Annotated in this window: 17 protein-coding genes and 5 pseudogenes; 12 read left to right on the top strand and 10 right to left on the bottom strand. The window is 52.9% G+C overall.

Annotated features, from left to right (window positions below):
- The 5 genes and pseudogenes from ABLU87_RS07970 to mrkA all read right to left on the bottom strand — a co-directional run.
- Positions 1 to 394, bottom strand: a pseudogene (locus ABLU87_RS07970) (type 1 fimbrial protein); the annotation flags it as partial.
- A gap of 77 nt (positions 395 to 471) precedes the next feature.
- Positions 472 to 1,467, bottom strand: coding sequence for a fimbrial protein (locus tag ABLU87_RS07965; RefSeq protein ID WP_348865978.1), 996 nt, complete (start codon positions 1,465 to 1,467; stop codon positions 472 to 474).
- Entirely contained in the window at positions 1,458 to 3,944 is a 2,487-nt protein-coding gene (locus ABLU87_RS07960) for a fimbria/pilus outer membrane usher protein (RefSeq protein WP_348865979.1), read from the bottom strand. Before ABLU87_RS07960 ends, ABLU87_RS07965 begins: the two co-directional genes overlap by 10 nt.
- Before the next feature lie 11 nt (positions 3,945 to 3,955).
- Complete coding sequence (locus tag ABLU87_RS07955; protein ID WP_000820820.1) at positions 3,956 to 4,657, bottom strand: molecular chaperone; 702 nt, start codon at positions 4,655 to 4,657, stop codon at positions 3,956 to 3,958.
- A 193-nt stretch (positions 4,658 to 4,850) separates the two neighbouring features.
- Positions 4,851 to 5,459, bottom strand: a complete 609-nt coding sequence (gene mrkA / locus ABLU87_RS07950; protein WP_001493056.1) for a type 3 fimbria major subunit MrkA — start codon at positions 5,457 to 5,459, stop codon at positions 4,851 to 4,853.
- A 413-nt stretch (positions 5,460 to 5,872) separates the two neighbouring features.
- Here mrkA and ABLU87_RS07945 point away from each other — a divergent pair.
- Positions 5,873 to 6,001 (top strand): annotated as a pseudogene (locus tag ABLU87_RS07945) (IS110 family transposase); the annotation flags it as partial.
- A gap of 73 nt (positions 6,002 to 6,074) precedes the next feature.
- Here ABLU87_RS07945 and ABLU87_RS07940 read toward each other — a convergent pair.
- Together ABLU87_RS07940 and ABLU87_RS07935 are read right to left on the bottom strand one after the other, a co-directional pair.
- Positions 6,075 to 6,212 (bottom strand): annotated as a pseudogene (locus tag ABLU87_RS07940) (IS3 family transposase); the annotation flags it as partial.
- A gap of 211 nt (positions 6,213 to 6,423) precedes the next feature.
- A pseudogene (locus ABLU87_RS07935) lies at positions 6,424 to 6,798 on the bottom strand (ATP-binding protein); the annotation flags it as partial.
- Here ABLU87_RS07935 and ABLU87_RS07930 point away from each other — a divergent pair.
- Positions 6,788 to 7,654 (top strand): annotated as a pseudogene (locus ABLU87_RS07930) (IS3 family transposase); the annotation flags it as partial. The pseudogenes ABLU87_RS07935 and ABLU87_RS07930 overlap by 11 nt on opposite strands.
- Positions 7,655 to 7,669: 15 nt before the next feature.
- Here ABLU87_RS07930 and ABLU87_RS07925 read toward each other — a convergent pair.
- Positions 7,670 to 8,212: an inovirus Gp2 family protein gene (locus ABLU87_RS07925; protein ID WP_075207247.1), complete on the bottom strand. Its 543-nt coding sequence runs from the start codon at positions 8,210 to 8,212 to the stop codon at positions 7,670 to 7,672.
- Positions 8,213 to 8,753: 541 nt separating this feature from the next.
- Here ABLU87_RS07925 and ABLU87_RS07920 point away from each other — a divergent pair.
- The 8 genes from ABLU87_RS07920 (at position 8,754) to ABLU87_RS07885 (ending at position 12,841) form a co-directional block, all read left to right on the top strand.
- Entirely contained in the window at positions 8,754 to 9,578 is an 825-nt protein-coding gene (locus ABLU87_RS07920) for a DUF932 domain-containing protein (RefSeq protein WP_049090444.1), read from the top strand.
- A 5-nt stretch (positions 9,579 to 9,583) separates the two neighbouring features.
- Positions 9,584 to 9,832 (top strand): DUF905 domain-containing protein, encoded by a 249-nt coding sequence (locus tag ABLU87_RS07915; protein WP_021314405.1) that lies wholly within the window; start codon positions 9,584 to 9,586, stop codon positions 9,830 to 9,832.
- 79 nt (positions 9,833 to 9,911) lie between these two features.
- A complete protein-coding gene (locus ABLU87_RS07910; RefSeq protein WP_021314406.1) occupies positions 9,912 to 10,355 on the top strand; it encodes an antirestriction protein in 444 nt (147 codons plus the stop codon).
- A gap of 11 nt (positions 10,356 to 10,366) precedes the next feature.
- Positions 10,367 to 10,846, top strand: coding sequence for a DNA repair protein RadC (gene radC / locus ABLU87_RS07905; protein WP_021314407.1), 480 nt, complete (start codon positions 10,367 to 10,369; stop codon positions 10,844 to 10,846).
- A gap of 13 nt (positions 10,847 to 10,859) precedes the next feature.
- Entirely contained in the window at positions 10,860 to 11,081 is a 222-nt protein-coding gene (locus tag ABLU87_RS07900; protein ID WP_021314408.1) for a DUF987 domain-containing protein, read from the top strand.
- Positions 11,082 to 11,105: 24 nt separating this feature from the next.
- Positions 11,106 to 11,465 carry a type IV toxin-antitoxin system YeeU family antitoxin gene (locus ABLU87_RS07895; RefSeq protein ID WP_021314409.1) on the top strand — a complete coding sequence of 120 codons (360 nt, stop codon included), beginning with the start codon at positions 11,106 to 11,108 and terminating at the stop codon, positions 11,463 to 11,465.
- A gap of 56 nt (positions 11,466 to 11,521) precedes the next feature.
- On the top strand, positions 11,522 to 11,911 hold the full coding sequence (locus tag ABLU87_RS07890; RefSeq protein WP_031285565.1) for a TA system toxin CbtA family protein: 390 nt from the start codon (positions 11,522 to 11,524) through the stop codon (positions 11,909 to 11,911).
- Between the two features lie 72 nt (positions 11,912 to 11,983).
- On the top strand, positions 11,984 to 12,841 hold the full coding sequence (locus ABLU87_RS07885; RefSeq protein WP_021314411.1) for a DUF4942 domain-containing protein: 858 nt from the start codon (positions 11,984 to 11,986) through the stop codon (positions 12,839 to 12,841).
- Positions 12,842 to 13,326: 485 nt separating this feature from the next.
- Here ABLU87_RS07885 and ABLU87_RS07880 read toward each other — a convergent pair whose 3' ends face one another.
- Both ABLU87_RS07880 and ABLU87_RS07875 read right to left on the bottom strand, forming a co-directional pair.
- Entirely contained in the window at positions 13,327 to 14,715 is a 1,389-nt protein-coding gene (locus ABLU87_RS07880; RefSeq protein ID WP_025105934.1) for a DASS family sodium-coupled anion symporter, read from the bottom strand.
- A 269-nt stretch (positions 14,716 to 14,984) separates the two neighbouring features.
- Positions 14,985 to 15,227 carry a hypothetical protein gene (locus ABLU87_RS07875; protein ID WP_014226848.1) on the bottom strand — a complete coding sequence of 81 codons (243 nt, stop codon included), beginning with the start codon at positions 15,225 to 15,227 and terminating at the stop codon, positions 14,985 to 14,987.
- A gap of 33 nt (positions 15,228 to 15,260) precedes the next feature.
- On the opposite strand from ABLU87_RS07875, the gene ABLU87_RS07870 reads away from it, so the two are divergent.
- Both ABLU87_RS07870 and ABLU87_RS07865 read left to right on the top strand, forming a co-directional pair.
- Positions 15,261 to 16,631 (top strand): cystathionine beta-synthase, encoded by a 1,371-nt coding sequence (locus ABLU87_RS07870; RefSeq protein ID WP_122117604.1) that lies wholly within the window; start codon positions 15,261 to 15,263, stop codon positions 16,629 to 16,631.
- 10 nt (positions 16,632 to 16,641) lie between these two features.
- Positions 16,642 to 17,787 (top strand): PLP-dependent aspartate aminotransferase family protein, encoded by a 1,146-nt coding sequence (locus tag ABLU87_RS07865; RefSeq protein ID WP_004854188.1) that lies wholly within the window; start codon positions 16,642 to 16,644, stop codon positions 17,785 to 17,787.
- The last annotated feature ends 68 nt before the right edge of the window (positions 17,788 to 17,855 follow it).

Here is a 17,855-nt window from a genome sequence, read left to right as displayed (position 1 = left end):
TGGTCGACAGCGCGAGGAAAATATGGCTGGCGCCGTCCGCCCGCGTATTCCTCAGATAGCCGGCATTTTCATTGCCCACCGCATTGATTGTAAAGCCGTCAACCCAGCGGACGTTAACCAGGCGGATCTCGTCTTTATCCGCCGCGCCGCCGTCGTGACGCAGCTGGCAGTTCGAGAGTTCCAGCGTAAAAGGCTGCGGCTTCATAAATGCCCCGGCGCCGCGATCGTGAACTTCGGCCAGGCTGACCGGCGCCAGCCAGACGCTGCCGCTCCCGGCGTTGTTGCCGCCGTTTAGGGCCACGCTGCATGAGATATCGGTGACCCGTCCGGCAAAATCCACCCGCCCCCGATCGTAGTTGGTCTCAAAACCCGACGCCGGGAAGGCCATCAGCATCCCACTTATCAGAGCCAGCTGAATGAGTCGTTTGCTATTTTTATATTGTGCTGAATCACGCATACCCGCCTCCCGAATTAATCGTACGTCAGGTTAAAGATCATGTGCGACTCCACTTCACCGGTACTGGTGGTCGGCGCATATTGATAGAAACGCGCGTGCAGAGGCAGGGTGATGTATCGCGTTTCTTGCGTGCGCAGCGTACCGACGCTGTATTTCTTGTTGAATTCCAGCGGTACGCCCTCTTTCAGGACCTGGATACCAATTCCTTTCGCCAACGAGGAGCCGGATTTTTCGTTCAGCAGCGCACCTCGGCTCACCGTGGTGCCGGTGGCCAGCGTGCCGGAGAAAGAGGTCTGGATATTGGCGTATCCCGACTCGCTTAACCCGCCGCTGCACTGCAGCTCAATATTAAAATCCTTCCCGCCCGCGGTGGTGCCGACGCCGTTGAGATCGCTGCGCTTGATGGTACCGACATCGACATTCATATTTTTGCCGCTCAGGATGGTACATGAGGGCGATACCACGGTGATGGCGTTGGCGCTCAGGCGGGTTTCGAGGATCGGGTTATTGCCGTTCTCCCAGTCGTAAGAGGTGTACTTACCTGCCGCCAGGGTTCCGCTGCCGGTCACGCTCGCGGTTTTAATCACCTCCAGCGTAAAGCGGGAGCCTTCCAGCGAGTAATTCGTGGTCCGGCTGACGTAGCTGGAGAACGTGTCAGGGTAGATAATATTGACCGTCGCCCCACCGCGGCTGAACCGCAGGCCGATCCCGGGCACGTTGGTGGAATAAATTTTATTTCCCAGATCGGTCGCCCCGGGGGTGACGATTTTGGCCACAAAGCGGTTAGTGCCGCTGCTGCAGCTATAGCTCGCCCCGCCCGGCGCCGACATGGTCCAGTCGCGGGACACGATCACCGAGCCTACCGGCAGATCCGGCGGAACTACCACCCGACCCACAACCATGTCGAGGCTAACCGTCGGCTGCGACAGGCGCGTACAGTACGCCCATGCCGACGTGGTCCCCATCGCCATTAAGCCAATAAAAAGCGTCAGTTTTTTCATTAGCGACATAGCGTTTCCTTTGTTTTTTCCTGACTTAATTCCACCGAGCACTGTCCGCCGCTCCACTTAACCGTGGCCTTCGGCGCGCTGGCGTCGCTGATAAACATCATGCTGCCCTGGCCCACCACGCCGATCTCTTTCCCGGAGGGGTTGTAAATCGTGGCGGCGAACGGTAGCGGCAACCCGTTTGCCTGACGCGCCTGCAGAGTGACGTTGTTCTGCAGCGTGGTATCGAAGGAGACCTTGACCACGCTCCCTTCCCACGGCACTACCTGCGCGACGGTACTGCCGAAGGCGACATCGTCGTTGCTGCCTTTCGGGTCAATTTCAACGGAATTTATCCGGTAAGGCCGCAGATACGGCAGAATGGCGTAGCCGTTGCTGTCGATGCGGGTACCCGGCGAGCCGGGCAACATCGCCCCCGCGGCGTCTTTCGCTTCGATCAGCGCCATGGTGGTGCCGCTTTCCGGCGAGAATACGACGCCGTGCTGATGCGCGATCAGTGTCCCGCTGGCACCTACGCCGCTCTGGCGATAGCCTTCGCCCTGGCTATAGCTGCCGTTCAGCGTCGTCCACGGGGTACGGTAACTGCCGTTCAGCGCTACATCGTGCTGACCGCCGGTTGAGGTGGTCGTCGACACGCCGTAGTTGAGGTTGTTTTCGCTATCCAGCGAACCGTTGACGCCAATTTGCGAGCTGGCGAAACGCGAATTATTAAACGCGGTATTCGACGTCAGGTTAGCCGTACGGTTTTCACCGAACCATAGCGGGTAGCTAAAGTTGAGTGACACGCGATCGTCGCGACGGTGGCCGGAGCTATCCGGGGTATAGACGCGCTGGGCGCTGACCGACCACGAGAGCCGACCGTACATGTTGTTGTAACTAAACTGGTACTGCTTCTCCGTTCCCGAACGGTTCCAGTAATCCGCCACCCGGCCGCTCAGGTAAAAACCGCCCCAGCCGTCCGGCAGGTTCTGGTTGACGGTAAAGGTCATCCCGTTTTTCTGGCGCCACACGGTGTAGTTGCTGCTGTAGTTCTTCTCCTGATCGACGGCGTAGAGGGCGTCGTTCAGGTTGTAGTAGCCTTTGGTGGAATAGCGATACGCCGCCAGCACGATGCTGGTCTGGGTTTCGGTAAACATGCGGTTAAAGGTGGCGCGATAGCTTTGACCGTGCTCGTCAAGGGTATCGCTCTTCAGCCGCGAATGGGTGACGTCGAATGAGAGCGCGCCGATGCCGGTATTCATCCCGGTCCCCAGCAGGAACGCCTGATAGTCATCAAATCCGGTGACGCCGGTATAGCCGGTAAACAGGTTATTTAAACCATGCTGCCAGGTTCCCTGGTAGAGCATCGGTTTATTACGCAGCGAACTATCGTCGACTTTACCGGCGGAGAGCGCGTAGCGGGTCATCCCCGGACGCAGCAGTTGCGCTACCGAGGCGTAAGGTACGCTGAATACCTCGACCGAACCATCGGCCTCTTTAACCGACACTTCCAGGTCGCTACCGTAGCCGGAAGGATAGACATCCTGCAGGGTAAACGGCCCCGGCGGCACCGTGGTCTGATAGATAATATTGCTGCCCTGGCGCACCGTCACCAGGGCGTTGCTTTGCGCCACGCCGCGAATTTCAGGGGCGTAGGAGCGCATGCCGTCCGGGAACATATTGTCATCGGTCGCCAGGTTAATCCCGCGCAGGCCGATGGTGTCAAAGAACTCGCCGTTGGTAAAAATCTGCCCGCCGCTGACTATCGAGTTCATCTGCGGAATCGGCCGCTGCAGATAGGTCTGGTTGCTGTTCCAGTGCGCTTTCCCCTGCTGCTGCTGCCAGTTCAGGTTACCGATATGCTTGAGTAGCCAGCCGTCCCACGACAGGCCCGCGTTAACGCCAAGATACGCGCTGCTGTTATCGGAACCGTTGGCCGAGGAGATATGGCTGTTCCAGGCGTTGGCCATCCAGCCTAAATTCAGCGCCGCAACGCCTTTATCCCAGAATTGCGGGCTGACAAAGTTTTTCAGGCGCTGATCTTCGTAGATTTGCGGTACGGCAATATCCAGTCTCAGGGAGGACTGAATCAGCGTGTCTTTGACGTTATCTTCGTGACGCCACTCCTGCAGGCGCCCGCAGAAGCCCTCTTTTTCGCTGAGCTGCGGATTTAATTTTTCCGGCGAAATACCATACTGCATCAGCATCGCTTTGGTATAGCAGACGCCCATTTTGCCGTCTTTACCGGCGGTGATTTTCAGGTCGTAGCGCCCTTTCCACTCGCCGTTGGTATACACATCAAGGGAATAGACGCCCTCGCTAATCGCGCTGGTCGAGAAACGCGACAGGTCGACCTTTTCGCGACTGCCGACGATAAAACCATCGTTAAACTGATAGATCGTTCCCGGGTTTTCCTGTCCGCTGGAAAATGGCGGAAAGCAGCACAGCGCAACCGCAATAGCCGTGCTTAATCTTCCCGGGCAGATTGACCTCTGCTTCATGATCGTTTCCCTTATTTGACGGTAACTTTCACTGCGACATCTGCACCATAATCATTAATGTTGTTAACGGTCAGGGTCTCGCCTTTGCTCACCGCGGAAGAGAGGGCGATGGTCTGGCTGGACTGCGGGGCAAACATGACCGTTTTGCTGTTGAGCGCTTTGCCGCCGTTACGGGAGATACGGCTTACGGTGATATAAAAGGGCGTTGGGTTACTGACGGACAGGCTGCTGCCGTTAGCGGAGAGCGCCAGTTTTTCTGCCGCAGCGTCGCGATTGCCTAGCCCGGCAGGGCGATAAATAAACTTAAAGCGCGAACGAATCGCCAGCTGCAGAATATTTTGCCCTTCGTTTTTCTGGCTGGCCTCAACCGGCGGTATTTCCAGAAGGTTCAGCCACCACAGCGTCTCTTTATCTTTAGCCAGCCCTGCATTACTGCCGAGCTTAATACGCAGGGTTTGACCGCTTTTCGCATCAACGCGGGAAATAGGCGGCGTGATAATAAAGGGGGTCGTAATGGTATCCGGCGTCGCGTCGGCATTACCGTTATCCAGCCAGGCTTGCGCCAGCGCCGGACGGTCGGCGGTGTTAGAGAGCTGCACCGTTATTTCTTTTTCATTTCCTGGATAAATAAAGCGGGTACCGTTAACAATAATATTATTGGCATGGGCCGCAAAACTAAAAATGAAACAGAAAAAAAGGGCAATACGCTTCATGCTGACCTCAGAATAAAAAAATAAGCGGCAGCAGTGGCCGCTTTATTATTGTTGTATACCCTGAATAATTCGAATTGCAGAAAGGCGGCCAGAGAGTGACTGGGGTGAGCAAACGTCGCCAACGCCTGTGCCATTCGAAGTATGACGGGTATAGACCGCCCCGGCGCGAGGCGGCTTTATCTCTCAGTCGATATTACTGATAAGTAATTTCGTAAGTCGCGTAGCTGTTAACCACACCGGTGGTAACCGTGGTCGGGGTGCTGGTCGCGTAGCCGACGTAGTAAGTGAAGCGCGCGCCATCCTGAACGGCAGAGGCATCACCGGCCGCTTTAGGCTGGGTGCTGTCGCCCGGGATGATTTTGTTGGTCAGCGCGGTGGCGTTATCGGTGGAGAGAACCAGCTGGATATTCTGCGCGCCGGCGGCTTCGGTGTTAGCCAGGTAGCCCTGCTGTTTAGCGGTTGCGCCCGCCAGCAGGTTACCGCCGGTCCAGTTCACACCCAGTTTGCTCACATCATCCTGTTTGGTGCCATCAGCCGCCTGGCAGTCAGAAACATCGATGGTGAACGATTTCGGTTTCAGATAGGTATCCGCCGCGGCAGCTTTAACTTCCGTTAAAGTCACTGGTGACAGATAAACGTTCGCATCGCTGCCCTGGCCGTTTACGGAAACAGTACAAGATACGTCGGTAACTTTACCGAAGAAATTAACCTGACCGCCGCCTACATTGGTATCAGCAGCATTTGCCGCAGCCATACCAAAAAACGCAGTTGCCATTGCAGCAGAGAGAAGAACCTTTTTCATTGCCATTTCCTTGTCAGAGTGAATTAAGTATCAATGAGCAAACAGTTAATTCGCACAAAAGTCAGAAGCGATTTGCGATGCTCACTTGTGCAACTGTTAATAGAAACTTCGACTGACCGGAGGCCGCAATATTTAAGGCGTCAGGAAAGAATTCAATGAAAGAATTCGTCGAGGCTGTCGGCGTCAAAGAATGCTATTTCGAAATTAAACATACATTCTTTTACAACTTGATTGAGACTGTTTTATGGATTAGCGCCTATTAATAAACAAAAAACAATCAGCAATTCCAATCAAAGACATGTTGACTTTTGTCAAACATAACATAAGCAAAGTAACACATTGATTTTTAGAGGTTATAATTACAATGCGCCAATGGCTATAATTTTAATGATGTTTAAAATCACAATGGCATGGGTAAGTCAGTTTATTCAAAGCGTACTGGTCGAAAAGAATTACTCCAGGCGGTGGCGAAGATTCCGGTCTGCCTGATTAGTGTCGAAGCGAGCACTGGGGCATTTTACTGGCAGCATGAGTCTGAAAAATAGGGACATAAAGTAAAAGTTATCAATCCTCAGTATGTAAAACACGTTACCCGCCCTGAAATCCGGGCGCGCTGTAGGTGATATCAGTCACCCAGACCTGATTGGGCTTTACCACGGTAAATTCACGCTGCACACGATTAGGGGCAACGACCGAAGGTCTGCCAGCCATCCGGCATGAAGCTTTATAGCCACGCACCGCTTTGATCCGGTTCAACAACGGTAGCGGCATAGAAAGCCACAGGAAGTAGCTGAGGACTCGCTGAAGAAGGTAATAGCAGCTTTCCCTCGCGCCATTGCTGGCGCGATTTGCCTGAGCGATATGGCCCAAGGAAGACCTTTTATAACCGTTTTAACCGATGTGTCAACGCCAAGATTACTGACCGTTTTTCGCCATTTTCATTGCCCGCACTCCCTGTTGGTCATTAACGTTGTCCGCTTTCCACCATTTCATCATCACTGATTGGCGTTGCGCTTTTTGCCAGCACTCCGGCTTTGCGTTTCTCTTTCAACCGATAGCTTTCTCCTTTTATGTTCAGCGTCGTTGAGTGATGCAGAAGACGATCCAGGATCGCCGTCGCCAGCACGTTATCACCGAACATTTCACCCCAGTCGGCGAACCCTTTGTTTGACGTCAGGATGATGCTCGCTTTTTCATACCGGCGGTTCAGCAGCCGGAAGAACAGACTCGCCTCCTCACGGTTCATTGGCAGATAACCTATTTCATCCAGGATAAGCACCCGCGCATAACTCAGTTGCTGCAGCTGACGTTCAAGACGATTTTCCTGCTTCGCCTTTATCCGTGACAACGCCCGTTGCTGGCCTGTTCGCCTGCTCTGTCGGGTGCTGGATGTTCATCCCAGTGGCTTTTACGCCTGGCTTCAGCAGCCGCATTCACAACGCCATCAGGCAGACCTGAGACTGACAGGACAGATTAAACAGTTCTGGCTGGAATCGGGATGCGTCTATGGTTATCGCAAGATCCATCTGGATCTGCGGGACAGCGGGCAACAGTGCGGAGTGAACAGAGTCTGGCGACTGATGAAACGTGTCGGGATAAAGGCTCAGGTCGGATACCGGAGCCCGCGGGCACGTAAAGGCGAGGCCAGTATCGTGTCGCCCAACAGGCTCCAGCGACAGTTCAATCCGGATGCTCCGGATGAGCGTTGGGTAACCGACATAACCTATATCAGGACCCACGAAGGCTGGCTGTATCTTGCCGTGGTTGTTGATCTGTTCTCACGCAAAATTATCGGCTGGTCCATGCAATCCCGGATGACAAAGGACATTGTCCTGAACGCACTGCTGATGGCTGTATGGCGGCGTAATCCCCAAAAACAGGTGCTGGTTCATTCGGATCAGGGCAGTCAGTACACAAGCCATGAGTGGCAGTCGTTCCTGAAATCACACGGCCTGGAGGGCAGCATGAGCCGTCGCGGTAACTGCCATGATAATGCGGTTGCAGAAAGTTTTTTCCAGTTGTTGAAACGTGAACGGATAAAGAAAAAGATCTACGGAACGCGGGAAGAAGCCCGCAGTGATATTTTTGATTACATCGAAATGTTTTATAACAGTAAGCGTCGGCATGGTTCTAGCGAACAGATGTCACCGACAGAATATGAAAACCAGTATTATCAACGGCTCGGAAGTGTCTAGATTATCCGTGGCGATTCAATATGACTCACTTTGCTTGCCATCCTTTGCACTCAGGTAATAACAAGGATTCCTGGGTATGTGGACTAACTCTTTATCGGGGGGATATATGAAACTGACAGCACTCATCCATGACTCACGTATAAGGCGGCGTAGTGTACCTTTGTTACTATCATACGCTCCCAGTGTATTGAAAGTGTCCCCGTTGAGTAACAATAAAACGTGATAATGTTTCTTATGTGAATCAGGTACAAACTCTCTGGCCCAGACAACACGTAATGATGTCTTACGAACTCGCTTACCCTCTTTCTCCCGTTTGTTAAGATGATGTGAAATTTTTGCTTTCAGAGAATCCGTAAAGCGGGATATTACTGATGAATCTGTCCTTGCGAAATTAGCCTCATCAGGCATGTCATTTAATGGTTTGAGAACAGGAGTATGTAAATCTATTCTTACAGCCAATACTCTTGAGTGTTCACTCAATGCTTTATCAATAGTCTGTTCTATTTTCTTTAAATGGTATTGATTCAATTTTCCGTGAGAGGTGATATATTCGTACATACTATTTGTTTCCTTCTTTATATTTCGAAAGTGTTAGTCGTAGTAGAGCTGATTATTTAATTAAATCACTTGCTCTACGCTTGTATTGTTCATATGCATTATGCATACGGTCTATGTTTACTTGCCGAGTTATATGCATGAGCGTTGTTTTATTAGTGCTGAAATGTTTGTTGGTTTCAATGTATTGAATTACATGTGTTCTCATGTTCATTAATCTACAGATGTTAATTTAAATGCATTGATATGTATCAGTAATCTATATACACATCTATATACATACATAGACAAACGCCACTGTTCTTTAGTCTGGGGTTGAAATTGCAATAAAGGAAGGAGTTAACGATATTCATGATTTTTATACCTTTTTAGCCATCGAATTGCTCTGGAGTTATCACATATAATGCTCGGGCTTTTTTTTATTAAGTTATGGATGAATTTGAATCTATATTACTTTGGTGAAAATCCGTTACTCCTCGAAGCATATATCTATTCTTCTGAGGTTAAGCCGTTTGGTGCAAAGAGATAAATTAAGGAACTCATCATGAAACTAGCCAGTCGTTTTGGACGGGTAAATCAGGTACGGCGCGACCGCCCGTTAACCCGTGAAGAATTAATGCAATACGTCCCCAGTGTTTTTAGTGAGAATAAGCACGAATCCCGTTCAGACCGATACACCTGGATACCGACCATCACTATTCTTGAGAATCTGCAGCGGGAAGGTTTTGAGCCTTTCTTTGCCTGCCAGACCCGCGTACGTGACCAGGGCCGACGGGAGCACACCAAACATATGTTGCGCCTGCGTCGTACCGGGCAACTTACCGGACATCAGGTTCCCGAAATTATCCTCCTCAATTCACATGATGGCTCATCCAGTTATCAGATGCTGCCGGGATTGTTTCGTGGCGTCTGCACCAACGGGCTGGTCTGCGGGCAGTCATTCGGCGAAGTGCGGGTGCCGCATAAAGGGGATGTGGTGGAGAAAGTTATTGAAGGGGCTTATGAGGTACTGGGGATATTTGACCGGGTGGAGGAGAAACGTGATGCCATGCAGTCCGCTCTGTTACCGCCACCAGCGCAACAGGCGATGGCGAGGGCCGCTCTCCACTATCGTTTTGGTGAAGACCACCAGCCCGTCACTACCGCTCAGATACTGACGCCACGTCGTTACGAAGACCGCAGTGATGACCTCTGGACGGTGTATCAGCGGATGCAGGAGAACCTGATGAAGGGAGGACTGGCGGGGCGTACCGCGCAGGGGCGAAGCAACCGTACCCGTGCTGTGAACGGTATCGACGGCGATGTGAAGCTTAACCGTGCGCTGTGGGTGATGGCAGAGAATATGCTCGAACTGCTGGGGCAGGCATGACTTCAATGCGGAGGAACATACCCGTGAACACCGAAACTCACCCACACCTTCCCTCCGGCCCGTTTACCCGTGAGCAGGCCTCAGGCATCGCAGCGCAATATGACAACATCACCATTGAAGACGACCAGGGAACGCATTTTCGTCTGGTTATACGTTGCGAGGGTGCGATGGTCTGGCGGGCATGGAACTTTGAACCTGAAGCCGGAGTGATGCTGAATCGCTACATCGCACGTTATGGCATCCGCAGGTCCTGACCGACCTTAACAGACTTCAGCCTCATCCTTTCCCGCCAGCCCTGACCGGCTGGCTTTTTTATTTCCGGAGTCATTAATCATGAACAACGCATTAACGGATAACACCATTCCGACAGACACTCTTTGTGCCACACCTGTTAAAGATGAACAGCGCCTTCGTTTCTGGCCTCAGCATTTTGGCCGTATCCCGCAGTGGATAACCCTTGAGCCTCGCATCTTTGCCTGGATGGACCGGCTGTGTGCGGATTACAGCGGTGGCGTCTGGGCTTTTTACACTCTCAGCAACGGTGGTGCTTTCATGGCTCCGGAAGAGAGTGACGGCCCCTGGTCGCTGTTTAATACCCTTAATGGTAACAGCGCTGAAATGAGTGCTGAAGCTGCGGGTATTGCCGTCTGTCTGATGGCTTACAGCCACCATGCCTGCCGAACGGAGTGCGATGCCATGACGGAACATTATTACCGTCTGCGGGATTATGCGCTGAACCACCCTGAGTGCAACGCCATTATGCACATCATCGACTGAGGTACTGCACCATGGAAAAACAATTACCGTTGTTTGCATATGAACTGACGGCATCAGCACAACAGACCATCCGCGAGGCGTTGACTCTTCTGGAGCGCCAGTTACGAGAACCCGGCGCGTCGTTTACGTCCAGCAGCTCAGTACGTGACTGGTTACGGCTCCATCTGACAATGGAGGAAAGAGAGGCATTTGTTCTGCTGCTGCTGGATAACCAGCACCGCCTGATTACGCATGAAACGCTGTTCAAAGGCACCATCAGCCATACCGAAGTTCATCCACGGGAAGTGGTGAAGGCCACCCTTAAATACAATGCGGCGGCGGTGATTGTTGTTCACTGTCATCCTTCAGGCCATGCCGAACCCAGCCAGGCTGACAGACGGGTGACTGAGCGACTGAAGAACGCTCTGGACCTTGTGGGTGTGCGCTTCCTGGACCATCTCGTCATCGGCGGAATGGATATCGTCTCGTTTGCTGAACGGGGCTGGTTGTAAGGGAGGAGTATTAATGAAAATTATCAGTAAGCGTCAGGCGATGGCGATATACCGCCAGCATCCACAGTCCCGGTTGTTCCGCTTCTGTACCGGCAAATACGCGTGGTCCGGCAGCATCTGCCACTATGCCGGTCGCGAGGTGGACGATATCAGCGGTGTACTGGCCGTATTCGCAGAGCGCCGCCAGGACCGCAATGGCCCTTATGTCGTATTGCGCAGCGTTACGTTGAATTAATTCACGATTAAGGAGGACTACATTTTGTCGAAGAACATCACGCTAACAACGCATGATATCAGCGAACCCTGGTGGGGGCTCAGGCGCAGTGTCTCCCCGTGTTTTGGTGCCCGTCTGGTCCAGGAGGGAAACCACCTGCATTACCTGGCTGACCGTGCGAATTTTAACGGACAGTTCTGCGATGCGGATTTGCGCCATCTTGACCAGGGTTTCCCGGTACTGATGAAACAGCTGGAGTTAATGCTCACCAGCGGTGAACTGAATCCTCGTTATCAGCACTGCGTCACGCTGTATGCAAAAGGTCTGACCTGCGAGGCCGATACGCTCGGTTCGCACGGCTATGTTTATATCGCGATTTATCCCATTCCCGTCACCACAGAATAACACCGTAACACTTCGCCCTTCAGCACACATGTTTTCCCACTAAAGAGATAACGCTTATGCAAACCAAATCATCCCCTTTAATGCGGGCGGCATCGTCACGTCCGTCTCCCGTGAGTGTCTGGCAGACCCTGCTGACCTGCCTGCTGGAACAGCACTATGGCCTTACGCTTAGCGATACGCCGTTCATTGATGAACAGGTGATTCAGCAGCATATCGACGCGGGTATCTCGCTGGCCGATGCCCTGAATTTTATTGTAGAAAAGTACGAACTGGTCCGGACTGACCGGCCAGGCTTCAGCATCCTGACGCAGTCTCCGTTTATCACACCCATAGATATCCTCCGGGCCAGGAAAGCAACGGGGCTGATGAACCGTGACACGTATAAAGAGGTGACGGCTATTACCAGAGGGCAACATCCGCAGGTCAGCGCTCCAGGCAAGCGATGAGCTGGACGGAACAAGTACATCAACACCAGCCCTGAACGGCTGGTGTTTTTCTGACTATAAAGGAGAGAAATAATGGCCGGAAATAATGTTAATGAATCCGAAGTGTTAACCGGGCACACTGATGTGATTTGCTCCACCAGCATTGAACGTATTGTTACAGGCCGTAATGCTGCGCTGACACGGATTCAAAGCCTTATCAGTGAACTTGATGATATCTCCATTCTGACCCACGATATCGGCGGTGGTACAGCACAGGAGTGGGGAATGCGGGAGGGCTATCGCTACGATTGCTGGTTCACGGAAAAAACCGATAAAGCAATGAAAGCGATGACCCGCAATATTGATCGCCGCATCTGGCGAGAGCTGATGAATAAATCAGGCATGCTGAGCCTGATGGATGCTGATGCCCGTGACGAGTGGCACAAAAGCCTGGAGAAAGACGATATCCCCGCGATATCTGAAGACAATATCCTCAGTACTTTCCGGCAACTGCACCAGAGTAAAGATGAGGTATTTGAACGGGGAGTTATCAACGTCTTCAAAAATCTGAGCTGGGATTACAAAAGCAACAACCCGTGCAAGTTTGGAAAAAAAATCATCATTAATAGTCTGGTGAAGTACGATAAATGGGGCTACAGCCTGAGCTGGGGCTGGCAGCGCGATCGATTAGCTGACCTGGAGCGTGTACTGATGCTCCTGAATGGAAAGCCCATCCCCGACAACCGCGCCGATGTTACCTGCCGTCTAGGCGATTATATTCATGAGAACAGGAACAGCACCAGCTATGAAGATGAGATGTTTTCTATTAAGTACTTTCAGAAGGGAACAGCGCATATCACATTTAAGCGGGCAGAGCTGGTTGATAAGCTGAATGACATCATCGCCCACCACTACCCTGGCACGCTGGCATCCATGCAGTATTCAGGATGATTTATCTGTCTGCACAAAGTGGAATTTCATTACCCTTGAAGGGTCTGAACAAACGCCTTGCCATCTCAACTACTTATGGCCAGAATAAAGTTGGCGTACCTGGTGCTTTTCTTCTGGTGGTTTGTTACTGGATCCTTGTGACGCACCAGGTGCGTCGCCAGACAAAAGAACACAATGAAGCATCTACACATCATCCTCAGATGACCATCCCCTTGCCGTCCCCGATTCGGGTTTTAAATTCGTACCAGGCGGGACAGAGGGTACAAATGAGGGCATAAATTTCATCACATCAAAAATTTTATTTATAAATCATGAAAATAAATCAAAACATCGATTCCGAGTCCGGCACCACTATTTAAAGAACCCGCCCAAAAGGCGGGTTTTTGCTTTTCTGCGACCGGACTCTCCATCGAACTGCGTTCGATTATTCGCCGCACAGCAGTCTTAATTTGCAAGATATTGGGTGGAAACTCGCTTATCAGAAGTTATACCCAAAACAACATACTAAATCCGGTCAAAACGACGATACAAGCGACATTCAAAAACAGGCCGGCGCGCATCATCTCCTGCTGCTTGATATGGCCGGTGGCGAAAACGATAGCGTTTGGCGGCGTCGCCACGGGCAGCATAAAAGCGCATGAAGCCGCAATGGCAATCAATACCGACAGAATCACAGGCGACATGCCGAACGCTTCGGCCACTGAGGCAAATACGGGAATAAGCAAAGCGGCGCTGGCCGTATTACTGGCAAACTCGGTTAAAAACACCACGAATGCTGCAATAACCAGGATAATAATAAATATCCCCATATGAGCCACCATCCCGCTAATCTGGTTTGCCAGGAACAGACTGGTGCCCGTCTCTTTCAACACATTACTTAAGCAGATACCGCCGCCGAATAATAACAGCACGCCCCAGTCAGCCGTTTTCTCTATATCCTTCCAGTGAACCACCCGGGCGAAATTGACTAATATAATGGCGCCTAAAGCCACGATGGTATCGAAGGATTTAAAACCGCCCAGTAGGTCGTTAATGGGGCCGCTGAAAATCCAGAAGAATACGGTAAGCGCAAAAATAGCCAGGGTGACTATTTTGCCTTTATCCCAATCGACCTGTTCACTATTCGTTTCGAAGGTCCCCTTAAGTTCCGGCCTGAACACGAGGTAAAGAATCGCAATAGCGACAGGCAGTAAGACGATCATTGCCGGGAAACCGAACTTCATCCAGTCAAAGAAGGAGAGCCCCACCTCGGCGGCGGCAATCGCATTCGGTGGACTGCCGACGATGGTCGCCATTCCGCCAATACTGGCGCTATAGGCAATACCGAGGAGCACAAACACATAGGTCGAATGGCGGTTTTTGCCATCGACTTTACTCAGGATCCCCAATACCAGCGGCATCATCATTGCGGCCGTCGCCGTATTACTGATCCACATTGACAGCAGCGCCGTCACGCCAAATAGCATAAAGACCGCGAGGCGCATTTTGCCCCTCGCCATCGCTAATACCTTATCGGCAATGACTTTATCCAGCCCCTGCACATGCATCGCCGCCGCCAGAGCAAAACCGCCGAGGAAAAGGAATATCGTTGAGTTGGCGAAACTGTTTAGCGCCGCCTGGGTATTAAATACCCCCAGCAGCACGGCCATGACGGGAACCATGATTGCCGTAACGGTCACGTGCAGCGCTTCCGTTAACCATAATACGGCGATAAAAGCGAGCATACTCAGCCCCATGACCACCTTCGGCTCATAGGGTAGCGTGTTGTAGAGAACGATAAACAGAACAATATCGAGCAAAATGATGATGCTGTTACGATTAAAAAACCACTCGTGGGTATTGGTGGGTAAAGGACTCATGTCGTTTTTATTCATAGTAGCTTCCTTGTAACTGGTTACGACTGAATCATTACATGTATATGTCTTTCAGGTATAAATTATGTTCCTGTTCTGTTAACTGGATCGTACCAGACAATTTCCCGCCTGAATGACACCCAGGTCAGGATATTTCCGGAAAGAGGTTCCTGATATAGACGATTTATTGAAGCGAGCAGGCCGACTTTATTAGCTTTAATTTCCTTCATCTGAATTTCTGTCTTTGGCTGCCGCGCCGGTATACGCGGCGTTGATAGTTTCACCAACATCTAAAATAGCCCCAGAGATCCATCGATTATTTTCGGCAATCCATTTCTGAAATAGAGATAAAGCAGCGCGTAAAAACGGATAATTCGGTGAAAAACCGGGCAAAAGCGCGCTATTCTGGAAATCAACACGCCCAGGCGGCTAACTACCTTTCCCTCCGGACGGCTAAAAAGCATCTTATATTCCTTTTTGCTCTTAGCGGCAGACAAAAGTTCTTTAAAATGCCAATTTTGCAGCCCTACCATTCAAATCATCTCGATACGAATGGGCAAAATGTTATGTCAGTTTTTCATTCCGTTAGCGACCTGATTGGTCATACTCCCCTGCTGCAGCTCCATAAGCTTGATACCGGCCCCTGCAGCCTGTTTCTAAAACTGGAAAATCAAAATCCCGGCGGCTCGATAAAAGACCGCGTCGCGCTATCCATGATTACGCAGGCAGAGCGCGAAGGGAAATTAAAACCCGGCGGCACGATTATCGAAGCCACCGCCGGCAATACCGGCCTCGGTCTGGCGCTGATCGCCGCGCAGAAAAATTATCGCCTGATTCTGGTGGTGCCGGACAAAATGAGCCGCGAGAAGATTTTCCATCTGCGCGCGCTGGGAGCGCAGGTGCAGCTTACCCGATCGGACGTTAACAAAGGCCATCCCGCCTACTATCAGGACTACGCCCGGCGCCTTGCCGACGAAACGCCAGGCGCCTTTTATATCGACCAGTTTAATAACGAGGCTAACCCGCTGGCGCATGCCACCACCACTGCCCCGGAGATCTTCCAGCAGCTGGATGGCGATATTGACGCGATCGTCGTCGGCGTCGGCTCCGGCGGAACGCTCGGTGGGCTACAGGCCTGGTTTGCTGAGCACTCCCCTGAAACGGAATTTATCCTCGCCGATCCGGCGGGCTCCATTCTGGCGGACCAGGTCGAAACCGGGCGCTACGGCGAAACCGGCTCCTGGCTGGTGGAAGGGATCGGCGAAGACTTTATTCCGCCGCTGGCCCATCTTGAAGGCGTCCGCAGCGCATACCGCGTCACCGATAGCGAAGCTTTCGCCACCGCCCGCCAGCTGCTGCAGGTTGAAGGCATTCTGGCAGGCTCCTCTACCGGAACGCTGCTCACCGCCGCCCTGCGCTACTGCCGGGTGCAGACATCCCCTAAACGCGTGGTGACCTTCGCCTGCGACAGCGGCAATAAATATCTATCAAAGATGTTTAACGATGACTGGATGCGCCAGCAGGGCTTTTTAAGCCGTCCATCGCGCGGCGACCTCAGCGATTTTATCGCTCTGCGCCACGACGAAGGGGCAACCGTCACCGCCGCGCCGGACGATACCCTGGCGGCCATCCTCGCGCGTATGCGCCTCTACGACATCTCGCAGCTGCCGGTGCTGGAAAACGGCCGCGTCGTCGGCATCGTCGACGAATGGGATCTGATTAGCCACGTCCAGGGCGACAGTCAACGCTTTTCTCTGCCGGTCAGGGAAGCGATGACCCGTAACGTGGAGACCCTGGATAAGCACGCGCCGGAAAGCGCGCTGAAGGCCATTTTCGATCGCGGCCTGGTGGCCGTTATCGCCGACAACGATCGTTTTCTTGGCCTCATTACCCGCAGCGATGTGCTGACCACCTGGCGTAACCGACTCGAACAGTAAGGACTTCTCAATGACAAATTTGCATACCCTGAGCGTACATAGCGGCACATTTACCGATGAACACGGCGCGGTGATGCCGCCTATTTATGCCACCTCCACCTTTGCTCAGCCCGCGCCGGGCCAGCATACCGGGTACGAATATTCGCGCAGCGGCAACCCGACCCGTCACGCGCTGGAGACGGCGATTGCCGACCTGGAAAGCGGCACGCGCGGCTACGCCTTTGCTTCCGGCCTTGCGGCCATCTCAACCGTGCTAGAGCTGCTGGATAAAGACAGCCACCTGGTCGCCGTCGACGACGTCTACGGCGGTACATACCGGCTGATTGAAAACGTTCGCCGCCGCAGCGCCGGCCTGCGGGTGAGCTGGGTGAAGCCCGACGATCTGGCGGCCATCGAAGCGGCTATTCGGCCCGATACGCGCATGATCTGGGTTGAAACGCCGACCAACCCGCTGCTTAAGCTGGCCGACCTCAGCGCCATCGCCGCCATTGCGCGGCGGCACAATATTATCAGCGTCACCGACAACACCTTCGCCTCGCCGGCTATCCATCGTCCGCTGGAGCTGGGCTTTGATATCGTGGTGCATTCGGCGACCAAATACCTTAACGGCCACTCCGATGTGGTCGCCGGGCTGGCGGTGGTCGGCGACAACGCCGCGCTGGCGGAAAAGCTGGGCTACCTGCAAAACGCGGTCGGCGGCGTCCTCGACCCGTTCAGCAGCTTCCTGACGCTGCGCGGTATTCGTACCCTGGCGCTGCGTATGGAGCGCCACAGCAGCAATGCGCTGCTGCTCGCCGAGTGGCTGGAGCAGCAGCCGCAGGTCGAAAGGGTCTGGTTCCCGTGGCTGGCCTCGCATCCGCATCATCAGCTGGCGCGCAGGCAGATGGCGCTTCCCGGCGGAATGATCTCCGTGGTGGTCAAAGGCGACGATGGCTACGCCGAGCGGATTATTCGTAAGCTGAAGCTGTTTACCCTCGCGGAGAGCCTCGGCGGCGTGGAAAGCCTCGTGAGCCAGCCGTTTAGCATGACTCACGCGTCGATCCCGCTGGAGCAGCGTTTAGCCAACGGCATTACTCCGCAGCTGATTCGGCTGTCGGTAGGCATTGAAGATCCGCAGGATCTGATCGCCGACTGGCGCCACGCGCTGCGCGACTAAGCAGATTGCCCGGCGGCGGCTAACGCCTTGCCGGGCGGCAAGATCCCCTATCACATCAGGCCCGCCGC

It is taken from the genome of Klebsiella sp. CB_Kp196, assembly GCF_040061575.1.
Lineage (GTDB): Bacteria > Pseudomonadota > Gammaproteobacteria > Enterobacterales > Enterobacteriaceae > Klebsiella > Klebsiella michiganensis.
This window is presented reverse-complemented; position numbering and strand designations above follow the sequence as displayed.

Bases quoted from the DNA above. Each gene is read 5' to 3' on its own strand.
- ABLU87_RS07925 (WP_075207247.1), bottom strand. From the start codon at position 8,212: ATGTACGAATATATCACCTCTCACGGAAAATTGAATCAATACCATTTA.
- ABLU87_RS07865 (WP_004854188.1), top strand. From the start codon at position 16,642: ATGACAAATTTGCATACCCTGAGCGTACATAGCGGCACATTTACCGAT.
- ABLU87_RS07920 (WP_049090444.1), top strand. From the start codon at position 8,754: ATGAAACTAGCCAGTCGTTTTGGACGGGTAAATCAGGTACGGCGCGAC.
- ABLU87_RS07875 (WP_014226848.1), bottom strand. From the start codon at position 15,227: ATGGTAGGGCTGCAAAATTGGCATTTTAAAGAACTTTTGTCTGCCGCT.
- ABLU87_RS07955 (WP_000820820.1), bottom strand. From the start codon at position 4,657: ATGAAGCGTATTGCCCTTTTTTTCTGTTTCATTTTTAGTTTTGCGGCC.
- ABLU87_RS07910 (WP_021314406.1), top strand. From the start codon at position 9,912: ATGAACAACGCATTAACGGATAACACCATTCCGACAGACACTCTTTGT.
- ABLU87_RS07880 (WP_025105934.1), bottom strand. From the start codon at position 14,715: ATGAATAAAAACGACATGAGTCCTTTACCCACCAATACCCACGAGTGG.
- ABLU87_RS07965 (WP_348865978.1), bottom strand. From the start codon at position 1,467: ATGTCGCTAATGAAAAAACTGACGCTTTTTATTGGCTTAATGGCGATG.
- ABLU87_RS07885 (WP_021314411.1), top strand. From the start codon at position 11,984: ATGGCCGGAAATAATGTTAATGAATCCGAAGTGTTAACCGGGCACACT.
- ABLU87_RS07900 (WP_021314408.1), top strand. From the start codon at position 10,860: ATGAAAATTATCAGTAAGCGTCAGGCGATGGCGATATACCGCCAGCAT.
- mrkA (WP_001493056.1), bottom strand. From the start codon at position 5,459: ATGAAAAAGGTTCTTCTCTCTGCTGCAATGGCAACTGCGTTTTTTGGT.
- ABLU87_RS07870 (WP_122117604.1), top strand. From the start codon at position 15,261: ATGTCAGTTTTTCATTCCGTTAGCGACCTGATTGGTCATACTCCCCTG.
- ABLU87_RS07890 (WP_031285565.1), top strand. From the start codon at position 11,522: ATGCAAACCAAATCATCCCCTTTAATGCGGGCGGCATCGTCACGTCCG.
- radC (WP_021314407.1), top strand. From the start codon at position 10,367: ATGGAAAAACAATTACCGTTGTTTGCATATGAACTGACGGCATCAGCA.
- ABLU87_RS07915 (WP_021314405.1), top strand. From the start codon at position 9,584: ATGCGGAGGAACATACCCGTGAACACCGAAACTCACCCACACCTTCCC.
- ABLU87_RS07960 (WP_348865979.1), bottom strand. From the start codon at position 3,944: ATGAAGCAGAGGTCAATCTGCCCGGGAAGATTAAGCACGGCTATTGCG.